A 24,875-nucleotide genomic window follows, 5' to 3' on the forward strand; every position below is an offset into this window, starting at 1 on the left:
AGTACTAATTGGTCGAGGACTTAACCAAGTAAGGTAGTAATCGGAAGAAATAAATAATATCTAGTTTTGAGAGAACGAAGTTCTTTCAGATAAATAGTGTGGTGGCGATAGCTAGAAGGATACACCTGTTCCCATGCCGAACACAGAAGTTAAGCTTCTAAACGCCAAGAGTAGTTGAGGGATCGCCCTCTGCGAGGGTAGGAAGTCGCCGCGCAATTTATAAAAAGAGTTACCTTTATGGTAGCTCTTTTTTTGTGCCATTAATAGATAACTTGATGTTTAGGTGTTTTTATTATTTAAACCAGTATGATTATCATCAATATAGAAACTCTTTCCTAATAAATTCAGAAATTATTCGGAATTTATGATAAAATTGAAATAATATGTGTTAAAAAAGGGAGCCTTCATTATGAAGAAAATAAAAATTACCCTAGGATGGCAAATCCTGATTGGATTAGTTTTAGGAATTATTCTAGGTTTAGTGTTCTATAAGAACACTACAGCGATTACAGCAATGCAAAGTATTGGTACTATGTTTATTCGTTTAATTCAAATGATTGTTGTTCCAATCGTGGTATCGTGCTTAACTGTCGGTATCGCAAATATTGGTGACATTCATAAATTAGGTCGTATTGGTGGAAAAACTATTTTATACTTCGAAATTATGACCACAATCGCAATTATTTTAGGTTTAATTGTTGGTAATGTTTTCCATCCCGGAGACTTTATCAATGTTCATTCATTACATGCTACTGATATTACTCAATACATGACTACTGCAAAGACTGCTAACCACACTGGTATTTGGGGGACATTAATCGGCTTAATTCCAGTTAATATCTTCAATTCTATTAGTAGTGGTGATATGATGCCAATCATCGTTTTCTCAGTATTTTTTGGTTTAGGAACTGCAGCTATTGGTGAAAAAGGTAAAGTTATTGTTGATTTCTTAAATGCGGTTTCACAAGTAATGTTTAAGATTACTGGTTGGATCATGAAGCTTTCTCCAATAGGAGTTTGTGCATTGATTGGAGTTACTTTAGCAGAGCTAGGAGTATCAGCATTATTGCCACTAGGTTATTTCGTGCTATTAACTTACTTAACTATGATTGTATTCGTACTAGTAGTAATGGGGTTAGCTGCACGTATTTTCGGCTTCAAAATTACTACTCTACTAAAGGTAGTTAAAGAAGAAGCGGTGTTAGCATTCTCAACTGCCAGTTCAGAAGCTGCATTACCAAGAAGTATTGATAAAATGACTAAATTTGGTGTCAGTACATCAATTGTTTCATTCGTTATTCCAACTGGATACACATTTAACTTAGATGGTTCAGCTATCTATCAATCACTTGCTGCGTTATTCTTAGCTCAAGCATATGGTATTCATTTATCAATCGGGCAACAACTAACATTATTAGTTGCACTAATGATTACTTCAAAAGGTATGGCAGGGGTTCCAGGAGCCTCATTTGTGGTCTTATTAGCCACTGTTTCAACTGTTGGTATTCCAGTTTCCGGATTAACATTTATTGCTGGTATTGACCGTTTTATTGATATGGCAAGAACTGCAGTTAACGTTATTGGTAATTCTCTAGCAACTGTGATTATCGGTAAATCAGAAAAAGAATTTGATCAAGGTAAGGAACAAACTTATCTAAAATCAATTGGAATTAAATAATCATTAATGTAAAAAGCCTCAATCTTGATGATTGAGGCTTTTTATTTATAGTACGAAAAAGAGACAACCTTCAAAGTTGTCTCTTTTATAATTGTATTGTCGTAGATAAGTAGCAATTACTTTGGCGTAAGGCCACGTCCCCGTGGACTCAACGAAGATTTCTGTGTAATCTCATAATTACTCAGTTTATCTACATAGATTTAGTAGTGTATAAACTGTTGTCCATACCTCCCCAACTAGTTCCCCAGAAGGTGAAGCATCATCAAGCAATTATTAAATATTCAATTTTAAATTACTGTTATTAGCCGCTAACATGTCACTGTTAATTAGCGTGTCACCGCTAAGCCTGCAGCTAAAGGATACTGAGATAACCAACAACAGTCAATTCTCCATCTAATAATCTATTTATATGATTATGTTGATTCGGGAAAATTAACTGTCAAAGGTTATCTCAATCCTTAAGCTTATAGAATTGAAACAACTTCTGACATTAATTCTCCCTTGATAGAATGATCTTTCGACGCTCCTGGATCAAAGGTTAATTCTGTCATTGTTGTTCACTCCTTTTTTATCTAGTATTGTTACAATGTTTATCTTACACCATTTTTTTATTTTTGACAACATTTCATCTTAAAATATTTATGTTTCTATAATGAAACTAAAAAAGAGCCAATCCGGGCCAGATTAACTCTTTATTAATTACATTTTCATATGATCCATATGTTCCATATGTTCGTAACATGACATACCGCTTAATTCTAAATCTTCAACGGCAACACCACGTTCTTCAGCGAATGCGTTCATCAATTCATCCATCTTAGTTATATGGAATTCTTGTGGATTTTCTGGATCATCGACTTGAATTTGTGCCATCATACCACCATCTTCATGTTCGATGATGTGGCAATGATACATAAAAATACCAGGATGGTCAAACCAAGCTTTGAAACGAACGGTTTCATCTGGGTTAACACCGATTGTATCCTTTAATCCAGTTTCATTAGGATAAGGGGCATGACCATTACGGTCGAGAACTTCAAATTGGCAGCCGTGCATATGGAAAGGGTGAACCATGCCGCCTTCACAATCATTAGTATTAGTAACTTCCCAGATTTCGCAGTTTCCCATCGTTTGTTTAGCATCGATGCGTTCCATATCGAACTTCTTACCATCTAAAGCTACTTCTTCATCCATACCAGACATTACGACGTGGCGGACTGCAGTATCTTTGGTAACTTCTGGAGTATTCATTTCAAAAAGGGTGTCTGGAATCACGCTGTCATCTTTTTCGTAATCATGAATGCGGAAGTGCATGATTGCGACATCATCAGAGTATAGGACAACTTCGTCACCATCTTTGTATTTACCGAAGTCAACGACAATTTCTTGTCTTTCAGCACAGGTAATCATTAAATGAGTGAACTTAACAGGGTGAGTTAATAGACTACCATCACCAGCAATTTGGGTGAATTCTAAATCGTCTGAGAAATGAAGGCGCCATTCACGACGATTAGCACCATCAAGTAAACGAAGACGCACCTTTTGGGTTGTTACATCAAAATATGGGTTAACCGTTCCGTTAATCATCGCTGTAGGACCTTGCACACCATCTGGATCATAGTCGGCTTTGTAATCCCATTGATTATTTTCATCGAAGTGACGGTCTTGTAAAATGACCGGAATATCATCGACACCATAATTTCTAGGGATTGGAAAAGTTGCCTCATGTTCATCTTTGACGACAACTGCAGTCGCTAGACCGTGCCAGACTTGTTCAGCAGTTGATGGGCAAGGATGAGCATGCAACCATAATGTAGCAGCAGGTTGATCACATTTGAAGTTTAAAACTTTACTTTCGCCAGGATAAACAGGGGTATGACAACCACCATCGATATCGCCGGGAACGTTTAAGCCGTGCCAATGATATGTAGTTAATTCTGGTAATTCATTTTTGACAGTCACATGGATGTTCTTACCACGTTTGAATAAAATTGTTTTACCCAATAGTGATTGATTATAACCCCAAGTTTGTGTCGCTTTACCAGGCATAATATTAGCTTCTCCTGCTTGGGAAATAACAGTGTAATACATATCTGTATCAGTTTCCTTATCAGGAGTTAGTAATTCTGGAACCTTTAGCTTTTGTGGTGCCACATCAGTAGCTTCTAGTGGAATATAGCCACCGTCATGGGTGTTAAAAGCAGGTTCGTAAAAGAAATAATCTGTATAGACTTTTTCATTTGCCATTGAAAACAACCTTTCTTATTTTAAGATTGCCTTCATTATATTCTTATTTATATTCATTTGCAATTAGTAATCATTATAAACTAGTATGTACTAAAAAAGAGACGATTTAATCGTCTCTTTTTATTATGATCAATAATTATCTTATTGTTCAGCGTACCATGGGTAATGGAAGTTACCTTCACGGTCAGTACGTTCATAAGTGTGAGCACCGAAGTAATCACGTTGTGCTTGTAGAAGGTTAGCAGGTAACACTTCTGCACGGTATGAATCGTAGTAGTTAACAGCTGCTGAAAGTGATGGAACTGGAATACCAGCTTTAGTTGCAAGAGCAACAACATCACGAGCATCTTGTTGGTACTTGTTAGCGATTTCTGAGAAGTATGGGTCTAACAATAGGTTAGTTAGGTTTTCATCCTTTTCGAAAGCGTCAGTAATGTTTTGTAAGAATTGAGCACGAATGATACAACCTTCACGCCAGATTTGAGCTAGTTCACCGAACTTCAAGTTCCAGTCATAGCTTTCTGAAGCGAAACGTAGTTGTTCGAAACCTTGTGCGTAACTCATGATCTTACCAAAGTATAGAGCTTTACGTACACGTTCAACTAAGTCTTTCTTTTCGTCATCGTTGATAACGTCAGTAGCCTTAGGACCGTTTAATACTTTAGCTGCTGCAAGACGTTCGTCTTTTAGCATTGAGATGAAACGAGCGTAAACTGATTCAGTAATAACTGATTGGTCAGTACCAACTTCCATGGCATCTTCTGATGACCATTTACCAGTACCCTTGTTAGCACCACGGTCTAAGATCATGTCAACGATAGGCTTGCTCTTGTCAGCACCTAAATCGTCTTTTCTAGTTAAGATATCAGCAGTAATTTCGATTAGGTAACTGTTTAGTTCACCCTTGTTCCATTCCTTGAAGATATCAGCTAAATCGTCGATGTCAATACCAGCACCGTTACGAAGAATGTCGTAACTTTCATCGATTAATTGTTCATCACCGTATTCAATACCGTTATGAACCATCTTTACGTAGTGACCGGCACCATTTGGTCCAATGTATGAAACACATGGTTTGCCATCGCTAGCTTTAGCAGCGATTTGAGTTAAAATTGGTTCTACTAGTTTGTATGCGTCTTCTTGACCACCAGGCATTAGTGATGGACCTTGAAGTGCACCTAGTTCACCACCAGAAACACCCATACCAATGAAGTTAATTCCTGATTCATCTAGTCTAGCATTTCTTTCCATAGTGTTATGGAAGTTAGTGTTACCACCATCGATTAAGATATCACCTTTGTCTAGTAAAGGTAGAAGTGCGTCGATAGTTGCGTCGGTAGCAGGACCGGCTTTAACCATCATCACGATACGACGTGGAGTTTCTAGAGAGTTAACAAAATCTTCAACAGAGTAACTTGGTACCAAGTTCTTTTCTGCGTGATCCTTCATTACAACTTCAGTCTTTGAAGCTGAACGGTTGTAAATACCTACAGTGAAGCCACGGCTTTCAATGTTAAGGGCTAAGTTCTTACCCATAACAGCCATTCCAACAACACCAATGTTTGCTTTTGAGTCAGCCATTATAAACCTTCCTTTTTAAAGAAAATTGTGTATTTATATACACTTAAATTTTAACATTTTAATTGACAATTGTCATATAATTATTTCTTTGAGTTAAAAACCCAAGCACGACCATCGCGTTCTAGCAATTCGTCAGCTGCATCTGGTCCCATTGAACCAGGAGTGTAGTTAGGGAAGTTAGGTTGATCCTTGTCCCAAACTTGTCTGATAACATCTGCGAATTCCCAGGCACGACTTACTTCGTCCCAACTAGCAAAGTTAGTAGCGTTACCTAAGATTGCATCATGGATTAAGCGTTCGTATGGTTCTGGAGTAATCGCCTTTTCTTCATCACTTTGAGTGTGAGTAAGTTCGATTGGTTGCATGTCCATACCTTGTCCAGCCTTCTTACCATTTAGACGTAGAATAATCTTGTTGACAGGGTCTACGAATAAAGTAAGTACGTTGTTGTTTAGTTCACTTTCAGAACCGTTTGCTGCGGCGAAGACATCGATTAGTGGCTTCTTGAAGACCACGTCAATACGAGTAAACTTGTCGCTTAACATCTTACCAGTTCTAATGTAGAAAGGAACGTTCTTCCAGCGTTTGTTTTCAAATAAAACTTTACCGGCAACATAAGTTTCAGTAATTGAATCGTTAGGAACATTATCTTCGTGACGGTAATCTAATTGGTCACCGTTAGCACCGTATTGTCCACGAACGAAGTTTTGACGAACTTCATCTTCAGTGTAAACACGCATACTTCTTAGTGCACGAATCTTTTCGCGACGAATGTCAACGTCCTTAAATGAAATAGGGTCTTCCATTGCTAGAATGGTTAGCATTTGAATGGTATGGTTTTGCACCATATCACGTAATGCACCAGAACCATCATAGTAACCAGCACGTTCTTCAACTCCAAGCTTTTCAGCTAAAGTTACTTGAATGTTGTCGATGTATTCGTTGTTCCAAATACCTTCAATTAGTGGATTACCAAAACGAAGTGCTAGCACGTTTTGTACCATTTCTTTACCTAAGTAATGGTCGATTCGATAAACTTGGTTTTCATTAAATGATTTACCAAGTGCATTGTTTAATTCCTCAGCAGAATCATAGTCACGACCAAATGGTTTTTCAATAATCAAACGGTTGAAACCGCCATTATCTGATAAACATTTGTGGGCTTTAAGGTTTTGTGCCACAGTCCCAAAGAAGTTGGGAGCCATTGAAATATAGAAAATACGATTTCCGTTAGTATCATATTGTTGATCTAACTTGTTAGCGTAGTCACTTAATGCATCATAATGTTCTGGATTAGTTACATCATGTGCCATGTAGTAAAAATGACTTGCGAAGCTTTTGGCTTGTTCTTCACTATCTGCGTTAGCACTGACTGATTCCACGATTACATCACGGAATGTTTCATCGCTCCATTCACGACGACCAGTACCAATTAATGCAAAGTGATCATTATCTACGTAACCTTTTTTGTATAGGTTAAAAATAGATGGGTATAATTTACGTTTAGCTAGGTCACCAGTTGCACCAAATAGCATGAACAAGGCACGAGTTGCTGTTGCCAATTACCGTCACTCCTTATAGAAAAATTTTAACGATTCAAATGAATGTAAAATGTAATTCATTCTCAGTTAATATACAAAGATATTATATAACACGACGCAAAATTAAAAAAGTGTTTTAATCCATATCATTACAGAAATGTAAACGCTTTACTAAAATTTAATAATTTAAATCATATTTGATGGATATTCGGGTACCATTTGCTTTATAATGGTGTTTATGAGGATTAAAAAAGGGGGAGAATTCAATGAGAAAGAGAAAAGAATTAGGATTGAAATTAGTTTTCATTTATTCGTTATTACTTAATTCCGGTGCGGCATTTATGTGGCCGCTAGTAACAATGTACATTGATAACTATTTACATAAATCTTTATTAGTGTCTGGGATATCGCTACTTTTTATATCAGGATTTACTATCATCGGTAATTATGTCGGTGGGTATTTGTTTGATCACTGGTCAGCTTATAAGGCATCAATGATTGGAATCACGATTTCGACGTTAGCCATCATTGCTTTAATCTTTTATCATGGTTGGCCTACCTTCGCTATATTATTAGTAATTTTAGGATTTGGGGATGGAATTAATTTAACATTGCTAAACTCGTATGCAACTAATGTTAAGAGCAGAGATACCCGAACGGTTTTTAATATGCTATATGTGGGATTAAATATTGGAGTGGTAATTGGTACAGCAATGGTAGGATACTTATTAAAATATGGAATTTCCGTTGTTTTTATAGCCGCCACAAGTTTTTACGTTGCTTTATGGTTACTAACATTAATTTATTTCAATGTTGATTTTTCTAATTATCGAACAAATGATAATGAGTCTAATAATGTTAATGATAATAACGTCAGCTTATCAAAATCCAAAATTAAATTAATATATCCAATTTGCTTAATGGTCTTCACTGTATATTTAAGTTATACATTATGGGAAAGTGTTATGTCTGTCCACATGGTAAAATTAGGAATATCTTTTGAAGCATACTCGACTCTTTGGACAGTTAACGGATTATTAATTGTATTTGGACAACCATTAGTTAACTATATAAGTAAACGTTTAAAAATTAGAATTAATCATCAAGTGTTTTTAGGAGTATTCTTGTTTGCGATGGCTTTTTATTTTCTAGTTATTGCGAAGACTTTCCCTGCCTTTTTGGGAATTATGATTTTCCTTACAATTGGTGAAATGATTGGTCTACCGGATGTCCCTGCTTGGATTGATGAATTATCAACCAAGGAAGAAAAAGGAAAGTATCAGGGGATGTTTAATGCTTTAATGTCAGCAGGAAGAGCGATTAGTCCATTATTTGCAGGATTTGTGATTGAATCGTATGGATATAACCCATTATTTATTTTTGTTGCGACGTTAATGTTAGTATCATTAATAATCGTTATGGCAGTTAGTCGACAAAAGTAAAAAGGATTGTTTCAATAAGAAACAATCCTTTTTTATTTATTATGTTTAACTCCATATTTTATTAAGTTCCACATATTTTCAAATCGTTGATCATAAAAATCATCGTTCCAAGTTTCAGCAAAATCAGGTAATCCAAAAATAGCGAATGCAGACATGATATTTTCTGCCTCTATAAATTCTGGATCATCTAAACCTAAAATTTGGTTAATTGAGGGATATGACAATGTCAATACATTATGAAGTGCAAACGGATTATGTTCAATATACATAGTACTAAGCTCAAACATTTTAGGATTTGCAAAATAAATATTTCTTTTAGCATCCATAAATTGTTTAATCCAATCGTGTAATAGTGATAAACGATCGGTTCTGGTCATATCTACATTAATCTTTAATAAAACGTTTTCTTCAAGCCACTTGGCATTGACTGCTTCCCATAATTCTTGTTTATTTCTGAAGTACTTATATAAAGCGGCGTGAGTTATATGTAACTCGTTAGCAATCTCATTCAAAGTGATATCGGTTTTATCATTTTGAATGATTAATTTTTGTACAATGTTAATAATTCTATCTTTACTTATTTTTTCCATATTCAGGCCTCAGAAACCTATCATAAGTTTCTATCTAATTCAAAAAATAGACATTGTGTTCAAATTATCATTAAATAAATATTAGCATAAAATTAGAAAATGCACAAATTTTGACTTTTATACTCCTGTTCTATATAATTCAGAATTAGTTACAAAATAGTTAAAAAGTTACTAAAAATTACGGGGGAAATTAATGAAAGCGGCGGAACTATTAGAATATAGTGAAAAATTTAAGTTGCAAGTGGTTGATATTGATATCCCTCAAATTAATTCTAATGAAGTGTTAATTAAGGTGGTTGCTGCATCTGTAAATGATATTGATAATGAAATTGGTAGAGGCGAGTTAAAAAATATTTTTGATTATAAATTGCCACAAGTCTTAGGAAGTGAGATAAGTGGTCATATTGAAAAAATTGGTGATGATGTTAAGGGATTCGATATAGGAGACGCTGTATATACACGTCTCCCCATTCGTCAATTAGGTGGTTTCGCAGAATATGTTGCAGTTGACGTAGACTATATAGCTAAAGCACCAAAAACACTTAAGTTATTTCAGTCATCAACAGTTCCTTTTCCGGCTCTAGCTGCATATCAAATCTTAGTAGATAGATTAACAGTAGAGTCAGGGAAGACATTGTTTATTAATGGTGGATCTGGATCGTTTGGTGCTGGAGCGATTGTGATTGCTAAGGCAATGGGATTAAATGTTATCGTTAGTGGTAATAGAAAATTTCGTAATAATGCCATGATTCTAGGAGCAGATAAGTATATCGATTATAAAGTATTAGACTATACACAAGTAGTAGATAGAGTCGATTATGTTATTGATGCATTAGGTAGTGACCACTTTGAAGATGAAATGAAAATTTTAAAAACTAATGGTGATTTGGTGAGTTTAAATGGTATCCCGGATAATGCATTTGCTAAACGCCAAAAATTTGGTTGGTTAAAAAAACACAAGATTAAAAAAATGAGTGCCAATGTTGAATCTAAAAGCGATGAACACCGCGTTAAGTATCATTACGTACTAAGTCGTGAAAATGGTAAGCAACTAAAGAAAATTAGTGAGATTATCGATAAAACGGATTGCATTAAAAAAATTAAATTTGAGCGTGGTGTTTTTAAAATCGATCAGATTAATGAAGCATTGGATTATGTGAAAAAACATCATACAGAAAAAGTCATTATATTATTTTAAAAAAAGTCTGCTAGATTATAGCAGACTTTTTATATATTCTTATTTTTTAAAATATTATAAACTCTCATGACGTCACGATCAGTTCCGCGTAACTCAAAATCAGTTGTGAGTTCGGTATTGAATTTTTGCGCATATCTTTTTGCAGTTAAACAGTATTGGTCATTAAAGTTCTTATTACCTGAACCAATCACGCCGATGCATCGACGTGCGTTGTTGTGGTAATCAATGTATTCTCCAAGTGAATTGGTCATCATTTCTTTGACCCCATTATCGATTCCGTTGCCACCGTCTAAGTAAGTTGGCACGAATGCAAAAAAGTTTTCCTTTTCATCAGCAAAATCACTTTGGTCTGAAATTTCGGTTAATTCAATTAATGGATTGGCATCATCATCAGCATGTAATTGCTTAGCGTAGTTTTGTAAGTTGTTGACGAAATTGCGGGTATTACCAGAAATTGAAATGTAGAGAATGCGAATTGCTGCCAAAATAAGGACTTCCTTTTCATATAAAATAAAAAATCTGCTAGAAATATATTCTAACAGATTTAATCTTTTTATATTAGTCTTTACTTTCAACTTCTTTGGGTTCTTCATGATTTTCATCGTTGTCTTTACGTTGGTCATCAACTTCAAATAGATTGATGAATGAGTTTTCGAAGTGTAATACTTTGAAAGTAAATGAATCAACGGTGAAAGTGCTTCCCGGTTTGATTTGAACGCCAGGATTATTATCAATGAAGTAACCTGATAGAGTTACGCTATCTGATTTGCTGAAATCTTTAATTTCAGTCTTGAAATAACGTTCAAAGTCATAAGTGGTCATCTTACCGCTTACTTGGTAAGTACCTTTAGGTTGTTTGAAAACATATTCGTTAGTTGCAGGATCAATTTCATCTCTGACAGTTCCAAATAGTTCTTCGTAAATATCTTTATCAGTAATAATCCCTGAAGTACCACCATATTCGTCAACAACAACGACGATTGGGGTTCTCATAGTAATCATTTTTTGTAGGACTTCGGTAATCTTCATGTTTTCAGGGACAGTTCCGATATCTCTAATTAAACGTTCAACTGGGATGTTGGAGTTAACGCGAGATTGGCGAACCAAATCGTAACAGTAAACATAACCGAAGATGTTGTCTTTGTTATTATCAACCACGACAGGAATACGACTGTATTTTGATTGTAGATACATTGTGATGGCATCATCTACTAAAGTATTGATGTCCATGACGGTTAGTTGAGTTCTATCAATCATAATGTCTTTGGCAACTTTATCATTAAAATCAAAAGCACGTTGCATGTATAGGTAATCATATTTTTCTAGATCACCATTTTCAACGGCTTCCTTTGAGATACTTAAGATTTCGGCTTGAGACATTGATTCGTCACTTTCGTCAGTCATCTTAAGACCCATCATTTTAACCATACCAGCAGCACTGGCATTGATAGCCCATACCCCTGGATAGAAAATAGTGTGGAAGTAATGAAGTGATGTTGCAACATAACCTAACACTTTTCTTGGCATGGCAATACTGATGTTCTTAGGAACAACTTCAGTTACTACCACTTCAAGGTAGGTTAAGATTAAAATACCAACAATACTACCAATAGCATGTGCAGTACTTTGAGCAACTAGGCCAGGCTTTAATTCTAAAACATCAAAGATGGCGTCAACAATAAGACTTTCACCAAGCCAACCCATAAGGATACCACAGGCGGTAACCCCCACTTGAGTAGTTGATAAATAGTCATTTAGGTTAGTGAGCATGTGCATTTCACGAGCAAGTTTCTTTGACTTACCCTTAGTTTCTTCCTCTTCTTCCAACATGCTGTATCTGGTTTGCACTAAGGCAAATTCACAGGCAACAAAGTATGCAGCGAAGAAGAATGCGATTAATACAATAATGATTTGAAAAAATATCACACCACTATCCAACAGAACATTCCCCGTTTCTTAGTAAAATTTATATAATGTCTATATTATACCTGTTATACTTATGTTTTTTAAGTAATTTAGTGAATATAATACCTTATTTTTTTTAAAAAAATGGAAAAAAATCAAAATTTAGTTAAATTTTAAATATTTTGAATAAAATTGTTTTATTCTTATGGAATTATTGGTAGAATTAAGAGGATGAATTAGTAATTTATCAAGCAGGAAAGGGGCGACCAGCAATGGTCGCCTCTTTTTTTATCATCAAATCCACATAATTAAATTAAAAAAGACCCCCGCTAAAGCGGAGGTCTTTTCTATTAGCCATGTTGTTTGTTCATCGCGTGAACGTTGCTCGGTCTTTTGGCAAATCCGTATGATTGTGCAACAACATATTGCGGACGTTGCTTAGAAGCATCAAATGTTCTGTATAGGTAATCACCGATAATGCCTAGCGCAAGCATGATGCTACCAGATAGAATCAACATTAAAGTAATTGCAAAAGTTAATGTTGATATACCGGTAAAGATGGTGACCAATCCATATAAGAAACCAGCGATGATACTGATGATTCCGACATAATTTACGATCTTTAGGGGGATTTCAGAGAATGCGGTAATCCCATCAGTAGCTAGTCTTAACATTTTAGATAAGGGGTACTTGGTTACCCCAGATGTCCGTTCTTGTCGTTCGTATGATACAGCAGTTTGCTTGAAGCCGACCCAGCTCACTAGGCCACGAACAAATGGCTCCGGTTCATTCAATTTGGAAAGTGCATCAACCACTTTACGGTCCATTAAGCGAAAATCACCTGTATCTAGGGGGATATCTATGTTAGCGACTTTACGCATGATGCGGTAGAAAGCTTTCGCAGAGAAGAGTTTAAAGAAAGATTCACCTTCGCGGATAAGACGTTTTCCGTAGACAACGTCGTATCCTTCTTGCCATTTTTCAATCATGTTAGGAATTACAGAGGGGGGATCTTGTAAATCAGCATCCATAACAACGACTGCATCGCCTGTTGCATAACGGATGCCAGCGGTGATGGCAAGTTGGTGACCAAAGTTTCTAGAGAATTCTACCAGCTTAATGTTATCGTATTGTGATTGTGCTTGACGGATAATATCTACGCTTGAATCGACAGAGCCGTCATCCACAAATATGATTTCGTAAGTTTCAATCTGGCAATTGATGAAGTTTTCTAAAACTTCGATGGTATTTAAGATACCTTCTTCTTCGTTAAAAACGGGAAGAACAATTGAGATAGCATTAATTTTAGTGGTCATAAGACACCTCCAGTTTAGTAGATGCTGGAAAGGTCGTATAAAGTACCGTTTGACATGTTAGATGGACCGCCACCCATATTCATTGAACCAGTGTTAGGCTGTTGACCTTTGGCCATTTTACCTGATGGTTTAGTCATGTTAGATGGGCGGTTCTTGGCAGTAAACATAGAAGTATTGGAGGAACTATTACTGTTAGATGATCCACCGTATTCACTAGCGTTGACCTTCTTAGCATGTTTTTTAATCCAGTTCACAATTTCATTGTTAGTAGATCCGGACTTACCTTCATCGAGGTAGTATTTAACTTGACCAGATTTAACTAATTGTTTGAACTTGCTTAATGTCATTGCAGGGTCGGTTCCATTGAAACCTCCCATTGCCATGACGGCTTTCTTAGTTTTAATAATGTAAGGAGCGGCAGTGCCGGAATCTGCAGTTGCAAATAGGTACTTGGCATTGCCTTGGTGTTTAGTTAGGTAGTTTAACAATTTGGTATTAACAGTACCGTTACCAATTCCACCGGAGTTGTTACCACCGCTAGTTAAGAGATCAGGACCAGCAGTTGGAATTGCAGCGGATTCTTTAGCAAGGGTCGGAGTTAGTGACCAGAAACTTGGTGCGACTGCGATTGATAGCAATCCAATAATCATGATGGCTTTACCAGCTGGTTTCGCTTTGAAGATTAGTAAACCAACACTGGCGATGACAGCCACGACAATGATTAAAACAGTTAACCAAGGGTAGTAACTTGATACGTACCATGCTTGGAGCGCAGCAGTAGCAACGATTGCGACTGGTAGGAAGTATGCTTTGTAATTGTTTAAACCAAATTCTTTGAATAGCTTAATCATTGCAGCAAGACCTAATCCGGCTAACGCAGCGATTGCTGGAGCTAACATGATAGTGTAGTAAGGATGGAAGAAACTAGCGACAGAGAAGAATCCGTACACTGGAACTAGCCATCCAGTCCATAGCACAACGTGTTTTTGACGATGTGTTAATTGGTACCATTTACGTTTAGGATCTGCGTAACCGATGAATGCGGCAATCATTCCGATAATCGCAAATGGTAATAGCCAACTAATCTGTGGACCTAATGCTGATTGGAATAAACGAAGTGGACCAGCTGTACCGATATTGAAGGCACCACCGGCGCCACCCATGTTCTTTCCACCACCCATCTTCATACCGCCACGACGAGCGTTAGAAGGGATGTTTTTCATATTCTTCATGTTTTTAGATGGTTTGAAGTTACCCATTTTTTGACCATTTGGCATGGTCATTTGTTGATTATTAGTACTCTTGGACTTAGATGAGTTGTTCCCCATTCCCTTAAAGGCACCACCTGTACCAGTAGTTTGACCTAAAAGACGTTGAGTTCCGTTGTAGCCAAAGGCTAGTTCTAAAACTGAGTTGTGTTGTGATCCACCTTCATATGGACGGTTACTTGCTGATGTCATATCAACAGATAGTGGCCATGAAAGGGTGAAGACAACTAAAGCAATTCCGGCAAGTGATAATTTACCGATTTTTTTCTTCCATGAATCCTTAGAAGCTAACCAGTAGAATAGTAGCATTCCAGGAATAATCATGAAGGCTTGGAGCATTTTAATGTTAAAAGCAAAACCAATCGTTGCAAAGCTTCCAATCAACCAGTACATATTGTTCTTATTAATTGATTTTTGTAACATCCAGATGGCTAATAATAAGAAGTAAATTAATGTTGCATCCATATTATTAGTTCTAGAGTCGGCAACTACGATTGGTGTAATTGTCATTACTAAGGCAGCGATGCGTCCTGCAAGCTGACCGAAGTAAGGAGTAACTAGTCGGTACATTAAGTAGACTGAACCGACTCCGAATAAGACGGAAGGTAGTACCACACTGAAGTTGGAAACACCTAAGATTTTAGCTGAGATAGCCATAAACCAAAGGGCAACCGGTGGCTTATCGACAGTAATGTATCCGGCAGGATCAAAACTGGCATACCAGAAGTTTTTAAAACTTTGGGTCATACTAGTAATTGCGGAAGTATAGAAGTCATTAGCAGAACCAGTCTTCCAAGTTCCATATCCATATAATCCTAAAGCGATTAGCAGGAGAATTACTAATACCCAGTCAATTTTGTGGCGTGAGAAGAAGTTAGCCTTCTTTTCAGTCGGTTGATTCATGGGCGGATGCCTCCTTTATACGAGTTGTTTTAAATACCCAATACTTACTTAAAACGAAATTAGTAGGAGTCGTGACGAATAGTGTAATTAGGGGGATAATACTAGCTAGAACGTGGAAATAATTGCTAGCGACATCCGTTACGACGATACTTAATGTCCATGTAAATAAGTATGTGAGGTAATATTTAGCGACTAAAATCCAGTTATGATTGGATTTAAACACCCACTTACGGTTGATGGTTAACCCGATCACCGAAGTAATTCCGTATCCGATTGCCATGGCATCCGTGGGAGATGTTGCTTTATATAGCAAAGTATATATAAGATACGTTAAAATAGTGTTGATTAATCCAACCACACCGAACTTAAAAAATTGTCGGCAAATAGTTATCATGGTTGGGCACTTCCTTTATTGGAATGCTTTAAGTCTAGTTTAAGAAAATTAAACTAATCTTAAAGCAATCATAAACTTAACTTAAATTGAAAATTAACATTGAAAAACCCTGAAAGGAATTGATAATTATGGATGGTTTAAATATTTTAATCGTCGAAGATGACGAAAACTTAGCTGCCAGTGTGGCACAATTTTTAGCGCCAATTGGAAACACCACCGTTGTGCATGATGGCTTCGAAGGTCAAATGATGGGCCAAGATAACATTTACGATATCGCCATCTTGGATTTAATGTTGCCAGAAGTGAATGGATACGACATTTTAAAACAATGGCGTGTCGATGACGGCATCGATATGCCAGTCTTAATTTTGACTGCCAAAGATACTATGGCTGATAAGGTCCATGGATTTGAACTAGGTGCCGATGACTACCTAACTAAGCCTTTCCACCGTGAAGAATTAATCTTACGTGTAAAAGCACTTTTAAAACGAGCTGGTCGTTTAGGTAACAACAACCAACTAACCGTTGCTGGTTTTTCCATTGACTTAGGTCGTCATTACGTGGAATACCAAGGGAAAGAACTACAATTAAATGGAAAAGAATACGATTTATTGGTTTACTTTGTCCAAAATCCAGCAACCATTATTACCAAAGATCAAATCTTTGACCGTCTCTGGGGATTTGACTCAGAAACTGCCTTGTCAGTGGTCGAAGTTTACATGAGTAATTTAAGAAAGAAGATTAAACAAATTTCTGGAACCAACCCCATCAAGACATTGCGAAATGTTGGTTACATGTTAGAAGGAGAATAATATGAGAGATCGCATCTTAGAGCATAAACAACAAATTAAGCTGTTTATAAAAGAACTAATTGGTTTTGCGATTTTATTCGCGCTCTTAGGGATGATTGTCTATTTCTTCTTCCAAAAATCAATTTATTCCAACATTGATGCTGGTCTAAACCGCCAACGGATTCGCATCGAACGTAACGTGGCGTCAACACAAGAACCATTACAGGTGAATCCCAGACCGGGGGCTTTTAACCCATTTAATAATTATAGTAACGGTGATTTTCAAACCAACATCATTGTTTTTAATAAGAAGGGAATTATCTCTAATCGAGGGATGTTAGGGCAACGTACTTATCAACTCTTGAGTAAGTTAACCGTTGATTCTAGTAAGTTAAATAAAGTTGATCAAATTACTCTTGGTTCGAAAAACTACGTCACTAATTTCCGCGCAATTTTATTGAAGGTTTCCAAAGATAATTTGAATCCAGAATACGCTGGTAATTATGTATTGATTTTGCAAAATATCGATGCCGAATTACTGGCACTACACAGTTTTATCGAAGCTTTAATCGTAACGCTGGTCTTCTTCTGGATTATTGCCATCTTAATCGCATACTATCTATCTAAATCTAGTATGAAACCCATCATAAATTCATGGCACCGCCAAAAGGAATTCAGTTCTAATGCGGCGCATGAATTACGCACACCGCTAACAGTAATTCAAAACCAAATGGAATATCTGTTAACTAAACCGACTGATCGAATTGTTGACCAGATTCAACCGGTCTCAACGACGCTAGAAGAGGTTAAGCATTTGAAAGTCCTCACGCAACGCTTATTAACATTGGCGCGTTCGGACTCCAACATTGTCCAAGCACAACGCCAAGACGTCGAATTAGCACCTTTCTTTGATGCGGTTGTCGCACCATTTAACGAAATTGCGAATAGTCAAAACAAGTCATTCGTTAGCAACGTCGATGTGGACGGGAATGGCCGCATTGACACCGATTTAATCAAACAATTAATGGTGATTTTAGTCGACAATGCGATGAAGTACACCCCACAAGGTGGCACTGTCGCTGTCCGCGTTAACCGCAACCATAATTCATTGAAGATGTCGGTTTCCGATACCGGAAACGGGGTGCCAGATGAAGATAAAGAACTTATCTTTGAACGTTTCTACCGCACCGACAAGTCGAGAAACTCAAAGACTGGTGGGAATGGTTTAGGGCTATCGATTGCCAAATGGATTGTTGATCAACATCATGGTCGTATTACGGTACGCGATAATCATCCAACCGGTGCCATTTTCACGGTCACTTTTAACCTATAAGAAATGGCAATTAATTCTATTTTTCCTTTAATAGCGGTATCTTTTTTAGCGCTGTCTGTTACAATGGAATGTAATGAGAAAATGACAAGAGGAGGTGTGGATGGTATAAATTAAAAATATTTATATCTGTCTATGAAACGAAACAAATTATGGCTAATGATGATAACCGTAATCGGATTGGTGCTGGCTAGCTCCTCGGTCAACGTCATGGCTGATGCAGCAAGTGCTAGTAGTGCTAACTCAACTAATACCGTTTATGATATTTCTGAATGGCAAGGCCAAATTACTGATGCGCAAGCCCAACAATTAAAGAATGAAGTTCCATTCGTGATTTTGCGTGTTCAATATGGAAGTGCTTATGCTGATAAGACTTTCCAAAGTAACCGTGATTTAATGAATAAATATGGGATTCCATATGGGGTATACTCATTTAGTCAATACGAAAACCCTCAAGACGCGGCATATGAAGCTAAAGTGCTTTATAGTCGCGCCCCTAATGCATTGTTTTACGTCAATGATTATGAAGATCAAACCGTTACTTCTGGTGGCACTAACGATTCAACCGTTGCTTGGTTGAACGCACTACGTCCATTAGTTGGTAACCGTAAGATTTTGCTATATTCTGATGCGAATTTCATGGTAAAACATTCTGCTTATGCGGTTTCTAATTATGATGGTTATTGGATTGCTGCCTATCAAGATAATGAACCTGCTAGAGAACATGTCTTATGGCAATTCACTAGTCGTTTTTATTCCAAGGCGCTTGGTAAATCATTAGATGCGAACTTGTTAACATCACAAAGTGTGAATTGGTTCATTGGTGATACTTATGATGCGAATAATCCAAGTCCAATTCCTACGATTACCGCTCCAACTACTAACCAATCTACCCAGGCATCTAACAATGCCAACCAGGGTCAACAACAAGCTCAACAAGGTGCTAATAATAGTACTAACAGTACTGCTGCTAATACTAATAACCCAGTGGTGCCTAAGAAACAAACGACTAAGAAAAAGAAGACCACTAAGAAGAAAAAAGTGGTCAAAAAAGTGGTTAACTATACCATTGTTAACAAGACTATGGTTATCAAACCGGGAACTGGTCTAGAAATTTACAACCATGTCCCTGGTGACACTAAGTACAATGGTAAAGTAGCAGTTAGTCATCATGCTAAGAACTACGCTAACAAAGAAATGACCATCAACTCATTGGCCAAAAACGTAGTGACTGGTAATACTTATTACCGTCTATACTACAAAGGTCGTGCGATGGGATGGATCTCGACTACCGGAGTTGAAGCAAAGCAAAGTATTCATTATTCAAAATACAATCTAACTAAGATCGTTAGATTACATCCAAAGGTTAACTTCTACAGTTCTGTCGGTGGAACTAAAATGACTGAATATGGTCAAAGTTATGCCAACACGCCAGTGGTAATTAAGGAACGTGCTAAACGTCCCGGCGACAAGCATTACTACTACAAGGCTTACTATAATGGTAAGTACTTAGGTTGGGCTTACGCTTCAATGTTTAAATAAAAATAACTGATTAATAGTGATTCAATTCGTTGAATCACTATTTTTTTGTAAAAAAATTAAATTTAAAATGCCGTCATATCAACGATTAACCCCGATTTTTAGCACTCGACTAAAATAAGTGCTAATTTTCTCTTGACTATTTGACCAATACTGACTATTATAAGAATTGTTGATAGGAAATAAATAACTATCAACATCAATTCATAAATATTTTTTTGAAAAGGGGCTTTGATTATGGCTAATGAATTAAGAAATAGAGATTTTGATGTATTTGATCCAATGAGTGATTTCTTTGGTGACTTCGGCAAGAACTTTTTCAATTCAGTTGCCGGCAATCAAATGAAGACTGACGTTATTGAAAACGAAGATAATTACGTAGTAAGCTCTGAATTACCTGGTTTCAAGAAGGATGATATTCATCTAGATTACGACAATGATACTTTGAGTATTCATGCTAGTCACAACTTAAATAAAGAAGACACTAATAAGGAAGGGAAGGTCTTAAGAAAGGAACGTACTTCCAGCAATGTTGCTCGTTCATTCTACCTACCTGACGTTGAAATTGATAAGATTAGTGCAGATTACGATGGTGGAGTATTAAAGATTCAATTACCTAAGTCCACTGAAAAGCAAGCTGCGCACAAGATTTCTATTAACTAAGACTAAAAAGAGGGATATTATCCCTCTTTTTTTATTATTCTTATAAGTTGATAAAATTATAATGTAAAAATGGTCAAAAAATACTATAATTAAAATATAATTATTTTAAGACCGATTGGAGTGGCGTAAATGAGACTGGGTTGTTCTGGAACAATAATAATGGTGATATTGATAATTGGGCTGTTAGCAAATATAACTTTGACTATTACTTTAGCCATCATTATTGCATTAGCATCAATTATTTATGTTGTCTTTAAGAACATGTCAAATGAAAGAACGGCGCGCTTGAATAGTGCAAAAACAGTGGATGCTTCAATGTCTAAAGAAACATCATTCCAATTTAATAGTATGGTCTATCGTCCGATTACTTCTGCAACTGACGATATTCCCAATCGTGAAATGGTGTTAAGAACTGATCCTATCAGTTACGTTAAGAGTAAAGAATTATCGAACCGTGAAAAGGAAATGAATGATTCTGGATATTCTCTAGAAAATATTCGCGTCGCTCGTATTAACATGGTGCAATCTTACAATGCCCAATACAAGTTATACGACCGCTACTATGCAATGTTGCAAGTAGAAGCAGATATTACTACGGTGCCCAACCGTGAAATGACCGTGTTATTAAAACAAATGGTAATGAGTTTCTACCACAAGGAATTTGGTTTAGACATGGAACTACAACCACATGCATTTGATGAAAGTATGATTAAAAAGTTTGTCGCTATCTGTCCAGAAGTTAATATGTCAATTAACTTCTTTGATAACGTCAACATTACTAATGCCGAATTCTTAAACCAACGCATTGATAAGGGTTGTCTAAATGCTTTCAAAAATATCATGATTGGTTATAATTTATAGTAATTAAAAAAGCAGCTTAGCTGCTTTTTTATTATCGATTAAGGCGGTGACTAGTATGACATATGATGATTTAGTAGTGGAATTACAAGACGTAATGTTAAAAGAAAAGGCCTTTAATTATGATTATGCACTCGATTTCTTACGTACCTATTTTGATACGCTCTTCAAAGAATACGATCCATATGGCCAACTATATTATGTTGACAGTCCACTGCTTAACCAAGCACAGTACCGAATCAAAACCACTAATCAAGATGATACTACGACCGTGACGTTGTTGGGTCCGACCGTTACTATTTTTGTGCAACTGGGTGGCGAAGATTTAATCAAGATTACTTGTTATGGGACGAGTACTCAGTCCAGCGAGCAAGTCGAATTAGAAAATACCACGATTGGTGCTAAGTTCGATATGTATTTAGATGACCAGTTCGTTCAAATGGTGGTCGCTGCATTTAAAAAGATTGATGATTATCACGTCGTTGACGATATTTTGTACTAAGGAGGAGTACTGATGGTGAATAAAGACTACGTTCGTGAAATAGCGATGAATCATGAGATTGAATCCAAAGATTTTGAAGAACGGATTAACGAATACATGAAGACGCTAGAGGAAGTCGATGGTAAACTAGTCGATTACCAACCTCAAAGAATTCGCGAGGACTTTATCAGCGCGATTACATCGATGTTTCTTAATTATCGCTATTACTCCCAAGATCCACTGGCTGCAATGGATGTAACGCCACACATCGTAAATGGTGAAGTGGTCGGCTATATCGTTGATTTAGCGACGGAATTAAGTTGTATCCAACTCGTGATGTCTGATAGTGAAACCAATGAGATTACGATGGTGGAATATAAAGTAGATCAAAATGGTAAGAAACGTCTATGGGACTATCAACGTAAGTCGGATTCTTACCATAAATATGACGTTGCTCAGTTAGATATGTTGGAGCAACTAAAATCATTGATGTTTAGTGTATCGTATTTTTATCTCATACCAGTGATAACAGAAGAGAAAACGGCTGAACAAATTGCAGAAGAAAATACTCCGGAATATCAAGAAGACTTAAAACATGGGTTTGAAGAAAAGGAAGCATTTGCCAACGGGGATGAACCTGCTATTCAAGCTGAAGACATTCACGATGCGGCTGAACAAATCCGCCGAGAATTTGAACGGAAGCACAGAAAAAACGAAAAACAACAAGATCAAAAAGATGATGATGATACTAATCATGACGACTAAAAGACTTCTAAAAAATGAAGTCTTTTTTATTTTCAAATAATCCTCAAAAGATGCTAAAATCCGCGGCAAATATCCATCTAATTTATGATTATAGTTATATAATAATAGTATCAATAGATGGGAGTGTTGTTTTAATGGATCGAATCATAGCTTATATCACGTTTGCATCAGAGTGGGTCAAAAAATTTACTGACCAAGACGCTAAAATTTCTGCTGACGAAATCAAAGAACGCTTGTCGAAGGAATTTATTCAGGCCTTTAAATTTATTTCACCATACGGGAATTTGTATTTCCGGTTACCCAATGAAGTTACTAAGGAATCCAAAGAACAATACTTATTAAAGACACGTCATAATGAAGACGACGACACTTATGAAGTCATTTTATTAAAACCACAATTAGGCATTTTCATCACCTTTGGTGGGGAGGACTTAATTACCGTTAAAGCCACCGTTTCCGGCGATGAAGATAAGGTAATTAATGAAATCGTCGCATTAAAAAAACAAGATGGTTATACCCCAGAAGAGTTAGCCGAAGGGCTTGTCGATGCGATGGAAGAAGTCGATAAATACCATAATGTTAAAGAAATTTTACTTTAAGGGAGGCCACCTAAAATGGATGAAGAAAAACTAGTCACAATGTATGAAGGAATCAATGCATCAACTTCCGGATTAATTCAAGGCATCAAGAAATTTGTGAAAGACTACAATGTTTCTGATCATGATATGTTTTACTGTTTTTGTGGTCGCCTGCATGATGAGTTGATTCCCGCATTAATTGGGGATTATGAAACATATTGTCGATATACCAACGACACTAAATCATCATTTAAAGTGACACCCATTTTTATTACTTCCGTTGAAAAACACGACTTAATTACTGGATACAAGATTGATATCGAAATTAGTACTAGACGAATGCAGGTAACATTAACCGCTGGTTTGACCGCTGCGTTAACCGCTGTCTTATACGATGCCAGTGATCCGGACAACTACAAATTATTTAATTATCAATCAGCACTACAATACAATAAACGCACTCACGCCGGATTAGAAGAATTATCAAACGATTTATATCGTGTCATGCTATTAGTTAATGACTTCTTTGACCCAACTGTCCCTACGATTGTGTAAGCCAAAAAAGAACTTCAGAGGAAGTTCTTTTTATTTTTCAATAAATTATTTATCGATTAGTTAATTATGATGTATACTAGTCGTATATTAGGAAAAGAAGATGATAAGATGAAAATCGGCGTCAGAAAACCTAGTTGGAAGAAATCTTTAGCAGCTAGTACTAAGGGTCGTTTGACCCGCTCAATCAAGAAAGAATTCAATCCATTGTATGGACAAAAAGGGATGGGTTGGATTAATAATCCGCACAAAGCTGCCTATAATAAGTTTTACCATAAGACGACTTTTAAGTTGTTTAAATAAAATCCCGCTGGGGATGTACATAAGTTAGGTGATTAGATTGAAAACCAGAAAACAAATCGCAGTCGTATACTTCCGTCGCACATTGTCATTGTTGTCATTTGTGGTCGTGATGATTATGTCTTGGGTCGGGATGACTAGACCACTATCAATCGTGCAAGAACTAGTGATATTATTAGTCTATATCGGCGCATTAGCGCTAATGTTTTTGGAAAATGGCTATGAAAAAAGAATTGGATTTACTGATGATTAGAAGGTGATCAATATGTTCGATGATGATAATAATAAAGTTGATTTCATTGTTAAGATGGTAATGGGAGACGAAATGTTTGGCAAATTACAGGTACTATCTGAATGTAAGAAGCAGTCGATTGAAGATTTGATGTACGAAATGATAGACAATGGAATCACAAAAGGCTATCAACAATGGATTATGGAGATGGCTGAAGAACAAGAGCTTAAAAATGATGAAGCGCGAGTTCGAAAGCGTCGTAATAGTTTTAAAGTGGTATCTGTAAAGAAAAAGGAATAACTCGAAGTGAGTTATTCCTTTTTTGTATGGTAATTCGATCTATAATGATTACTGGTAGGTGGTTATATGAGAGATATTACGGAAATTGCATGTGAATCTTATAAAGAAGACTTAAGAACATATGATGATAAAAACTATCAGATTAAATATAAAAATTATGATTGGAAATTAGCCATTCTTGCATATCGAATCATGATTGATGAGTTTACTGACTATAATAATTTAGAACAACCCGAAGAAGACTATCTGGCATTTGATAAAGAAAATAATGCAGAGGTAATGGATATGGTGGGATGGCTTGAAAGAAATTATCGGATTCAATTACTTTTAAGGGATGAATATAAAGATGTTGGTGAGAATAAAGGAGTCATAAATTTATTCGGGAAGTTTTACTATAGAATACAAAAAAAGAGATGAAAATAT

25 protein-coding genes and 1 rRNA gene are annotated in these 24,875 nt (G+C 36.4%); 17 read left to right on the top strand and 9 right to left on the bottom strand.

Going from position 1 to position 24,875, the window contains the following annotated elements; all coding sequences use genetic code 11:
* Positions 1 to 97 precede the first annotated feature (97 nt).
* Both rrf and ABWU86_RS05115 read left to right on the top strand, forming a co-directional pair.
* Positions 98 to 214, top strand: a 5S ribosomal RNA gene (rrf, locus tag ABWU86_RS05110).
* Between the two features lie 195 nt (positions 215 to 409).
* Positions 410 to 1,678, top strand: coding sequence for a cation:dicarboxylate symporter family transporter (locus ABWU86_RS05115; protein ID WP_293793740.1), 1,269 nt, complete (start codon positions 410 to 412; stop codon positions 1,676 to 1,678).
* Positions 1,679 to 2,377: 699 nt separating this feature from the next.
* Here the strand turns inward: ABWU86_RS05115 and ABWU86_RS05120 are convergent.
* The 3 genes from ABWU86_RS05120 to zwf form a co-directional block, all read right to left on the bottom strand.
* Entirely contained in the window at positions 2,378 to 3,925 is a 1,548-nt protein-coding gene (locus tag ABWU86_RS05120; RefSeq protein ID WP_353321748.1) for a multicopper oxidase family protein, read from the bottom strand.
* Positions 3,926 to 4,066: 141 nt separating this feature from the next.
* The gene (gndA, locus tag ABWU86_RS05125; RefSeq protein WP_293793737.1) at positions 4,067 to 5,506 is read right to left on the bottom strand and encodes an NADP-dependent phosphogluconate dehydrogenase; all 1,440 of its coding nucleotides are present in this window, start codon (positions 5,504 to 5,506) and stop codon (positions 4,067 to 4,069) included.
* 80 nt (positions 5,507 to 5,586) lie between these two features.
* Positions 5,587 to 7,068, bottom strand: coding sequence for a glucose-6-phosphate dehydrogenase (zwf, locus tag ABWU86_RS05130; protein ID WP_293793736.1), 1,482 nt, complete (start codon positions 7,066 to 7,068; stop codon positions 5,587 to 5,589).
* 245 nt (positions 7,069 to 7,313) lie between these two features.
* On the opposite strand from zwf, the gene ABWU86_RS05135 reads away from it, so the two are divergent.
* Positions 7,314 to 8,489 (top strand): MFS transporter, encoded by a 1,176-nt coding sequence (locus ABWU86_RS05135; protein WP_293793735.1) that lies wholly within the window; start codon positions 7,314 to 7,316, stop codon positions 8,487 to 8,489.
* Positions 8,490 to 8,521: 32 nt separating this feature from the next.
* Here the strand turns inward: ABWU86_RS05135 and ABWU86_RS05140 are convergent, their stop codons facing one another.
* Entirely contained in the window at positions 8,522 to 9,079 is a 558-nt protein-coding gene (locus ABWU86_RS05140) for a TetR/AcrR family transcriptional regulator (RefSeq protein WP_293793733.1), read from the bottom strand.
* Positions 9,080 to 9,272: 193 nt separating this feature from the next.
* On the opposite strand from ABWU86_RS05140, the gene ABWU86_RS05145 reads away from it, so the two are divergent.
* Complete coding sequence (locus ABWU86_RS05145; protein WP_293793731.1) at positions 9,273 to 10,277, top strand: NADP-dependent oxidoreductase; 1,005 nt, start codon at positions 9,273 to 9,275, stop codon at positions 10,275 to 10,277.
* Between the two features lie 29 nt (positions 10,278 to 10,306).
* Here ABWU86_RS05145 and nrdI read toward each other — a convergent pair whose 3' ends face one another.
* From nrdI to ABWU86_RS05170, 5 genes are all read right to left on the bottom strand, one after another.
* The gene (gene nrdI / locus ABWU86_RS05150) at positions 10,307 to 10,762 is read right to left on the bottom strand and encodes a class Ib ribonucleoside-diphosphate reductase assembly flavoprotein NrdI (RefSeq protein WP_353321752.1); all 456 of its coding nucleotides are present in this window, start codon (positions 10,760 to 10,762) and stop codon (positions 10,307 to 10,309) included.
* Positions 10,763 to 10,835: 73 nt separating this feature from the next.
* The gene (locus ABWU86_RS05155; RefSeq protein WP_293793729.1) at positions 10,836 to 12,215 is read right to left on the bottom strand and encodes a hemolysin family protein; all 1,380 of its coding nucleotides are present in this window, start codon (positions 12,213 to 12,215) and stop codon (positions 10,836 to 10,838) included.
* Positions 12,216 to 12,532: 317 nt separating this feature from the next.
* The gene (locus ABWU86_RS05160) at positions 12,533 to 13,498 is read right to left on the bottom strand and encodes a glycosyltransferase family 2 protein (protein WP_293793727.1); all 966 of its coding nucleotides are present in this window, start codon (positions 13,496 to 13,498) and stop codon (positions 12,533 to 12,535) included.
* A gap of 14 nt (positions 13,499 to 13,512) precedes the next feature.
* The gene (locus ABWU86_RS05165; protein ID WP_353321755.1) at positions 13,513 to 15,669 is read right to left on the bottom strand and encodes a glycosyltransferase family 39 protein; all 2,157 of its coding nucleotides are present in this window, start codon (positions 15,667 to 15,669) and stop codon (positions 13,513 to 13,515) included.
* Positions 15,653 to 16,063 (bottom strand): GtrA family protein, encoded by a 411-nt coding sequence (locus ABWU86_RS05170; RefSeq protein WP_353321757.1) that lies wholly within the window; start codon positions 16,061 to 16,063, stop codon positions 15,653 to 15,655. The genes ABWU86_RS05165 and ABWU86_RS05170 overlap by 17 nt, the downstream gene beginning before the upstream one ends.
* A gap of 128 nt (positions 16,064 to 16,191) precedes the next feature.
* Between ABWU86_RS05170 and ABWU86_RS05175 the strand changes: the two genes are divergently transcribed.
* The 13 genes from ABWU86_RS05175 (at position 16,192) to ABWU86_RS05235 (ending at position 24,869) form a co-directional block, all read left to right on the top strand.
* A complete protein-coding gene (locus ABWU86_RS05175) occupies positions 16,192 to 16,875 on the top strand; it encodes a response regulator transcription factor (RefSeq protein ID WP_353321759.1) in 684 nt (227 codons plus the stop codon).
* Position 16,876: 1 nt separating this feature from the next.
* Entirely contained in the window at positions 16,877 to 18,187 is a 1,311-nt protein-coding gene (locus ABWU86_RS05180) for a sensor histidine kinase (protein ID WP_293793721.1), read from the top strand.
* Positions 18,188 to 18,319: 132 nt separating this feature from the next.
* Positions 18,320 to 19,726, top strand: a complete 1,407-nt coding sequence (locus ABWU86_RS05185) for a GH25 family lysozyme (RefSeq protein WP_353321762.1) — start codon at positions 18,320 to 18,322, stop codon at positions 19,724 to 19,726.
* A 234-nt stretch (positions 19,727 to 19,960) separates the two neighbouring features.
* Complete coding sequence (locus ABWU86_RS05190; protein ID WP_293793717.1) at positions 19,961 to 20,386, top strand: Hsp20/alpha crystallin family protein; 426 nt, start codon at positions 19,961 to 19,963, stop codon at positions 20,384 to 20,386.
* A 159-nt stretch (positions 20,387 to 20,545) separates the two neighbouring features.
* Positions 20,546 to 21,247 carry a hypothetical protein gene (locus tag ABWU86_RS05195; RefSeq protein ID WP_353321764.1) on the top strand — a complete coding sequence of 234 codons (702 nt, stop codon included), beginning with the start codon at positions 20,546 to 20,548 and terminating at the stop codon, positions 21,245 to 21,247.
* Between the two features lie 55 nt (positions 21,248 to 21,302).
* The gene (locus ABWU86_RS05200; RefSeq protein WP_353321766.1) at positions 21,303 to 21,746 is read left to right on the top strand and encodes a hypothetical protein; all 444 of its coding nucleotides are present in this window, start codon (positions 21,303 to 21,305) and stop codon (positions 21,744 to 21,746) included.
* A 96-nt stretch (positions 21,747 to 21,842) separates the two neighbouring features.
* Positions 21,843 to 22,490 (top strand): hypothetical protein, encoded by a 648-nt coding sequence (locus tag ABWU86_RS05205; protein WP_353321768.1) that lies wholly within the window; start codon positions 21,843 to 21,845, stop codon positions 22,488 to 22,490.
* A gap of 134 nt (positions 22,491 to 22,624) precedes the next feature.
* Positions 22,625 to 23,089 (top strand): hypothetical protein, encoded by a 465-nt coding sequence (locus tag ABWU86_RS05210; protein ID WP_353321770.1) that lies wholly within the window; start codon positions 22,625 to 22,627, stop codon positions 23,087 to 23,089.
* A 15-nt stretch (positions 23,090 to 23,104) separates the two neighbouring features.
* On the top strand, positions 23,105 to 23,623 hold the full coding sequence (locus ABWU86_RS05215) for a hypothetical protein (RefSeq protein ID WP_353321772.1): 519 nt from the start codon (positions 23,105 to 23,107) through the stop codon (positions 23,621 to 23,623).
* 108 nt (positions 23,624 to 23,731) lie between these two features.
* Complete coding sequence (locus ABWU86_RS05220; RefSeq protein WP_293793707.1) at positions 23,732 to 23,923, top strand: hypothetical protein; 192 nt, start codon at positions 23,732 to 23,734, stop codon at positions 23,921 to 23,923.
* Positions 23,924 to 23,960: 37 nt separating this feature from the next.
* On the top strand, positions 23,961 to 24,173 hold the full coding sequence (locus ABWU86_RS05225; protein WP_293793706.1) for a hypothetical protein: 213 nt from the start codon (positions 23,961 to 23,963) through the stop codon (positions 24,171 to 24,173).
* Positions 24,174 to 24,176: 3 nt separating this feature from the next.
* Positions 24,177 to 24,452, top strand: a complete 276-nt coding sequence (locus ABWU86_RS05230; protein ID WP_353321775.1) for a hypothetical protein — start codon at positions 24,177 to 24,179, stop codon at positions 24,450 to 24,452.
* A gap of 66 nt (positions 24,453 to 24,518) precedes the next feature.
* On the top strand, positions 24,519 to 24,869 hold the full coding sequence (locus tag ABWU86_RS05235; RefSeq protein ID WP_353321777.1) for a hypothetical protein: 351 nt from the start codon (positions 24,519 to 24,521) through the stop codon (positions 24,867 to 24,869).
* The last annotated feature ends 6 nt before the right edge of the window (positions 24,870 to 24,875 follow it).

This window comes from Apilactobacillus pseudapinorum (genome assembly GCF_040369555.1).
In the GTDB taxonomy this organism is placed as follows: domain Bacteria; phylum Bacillota; class Bacilli; order Lactobacillales; family Lactobacillaceae; genus Apilactobacillus.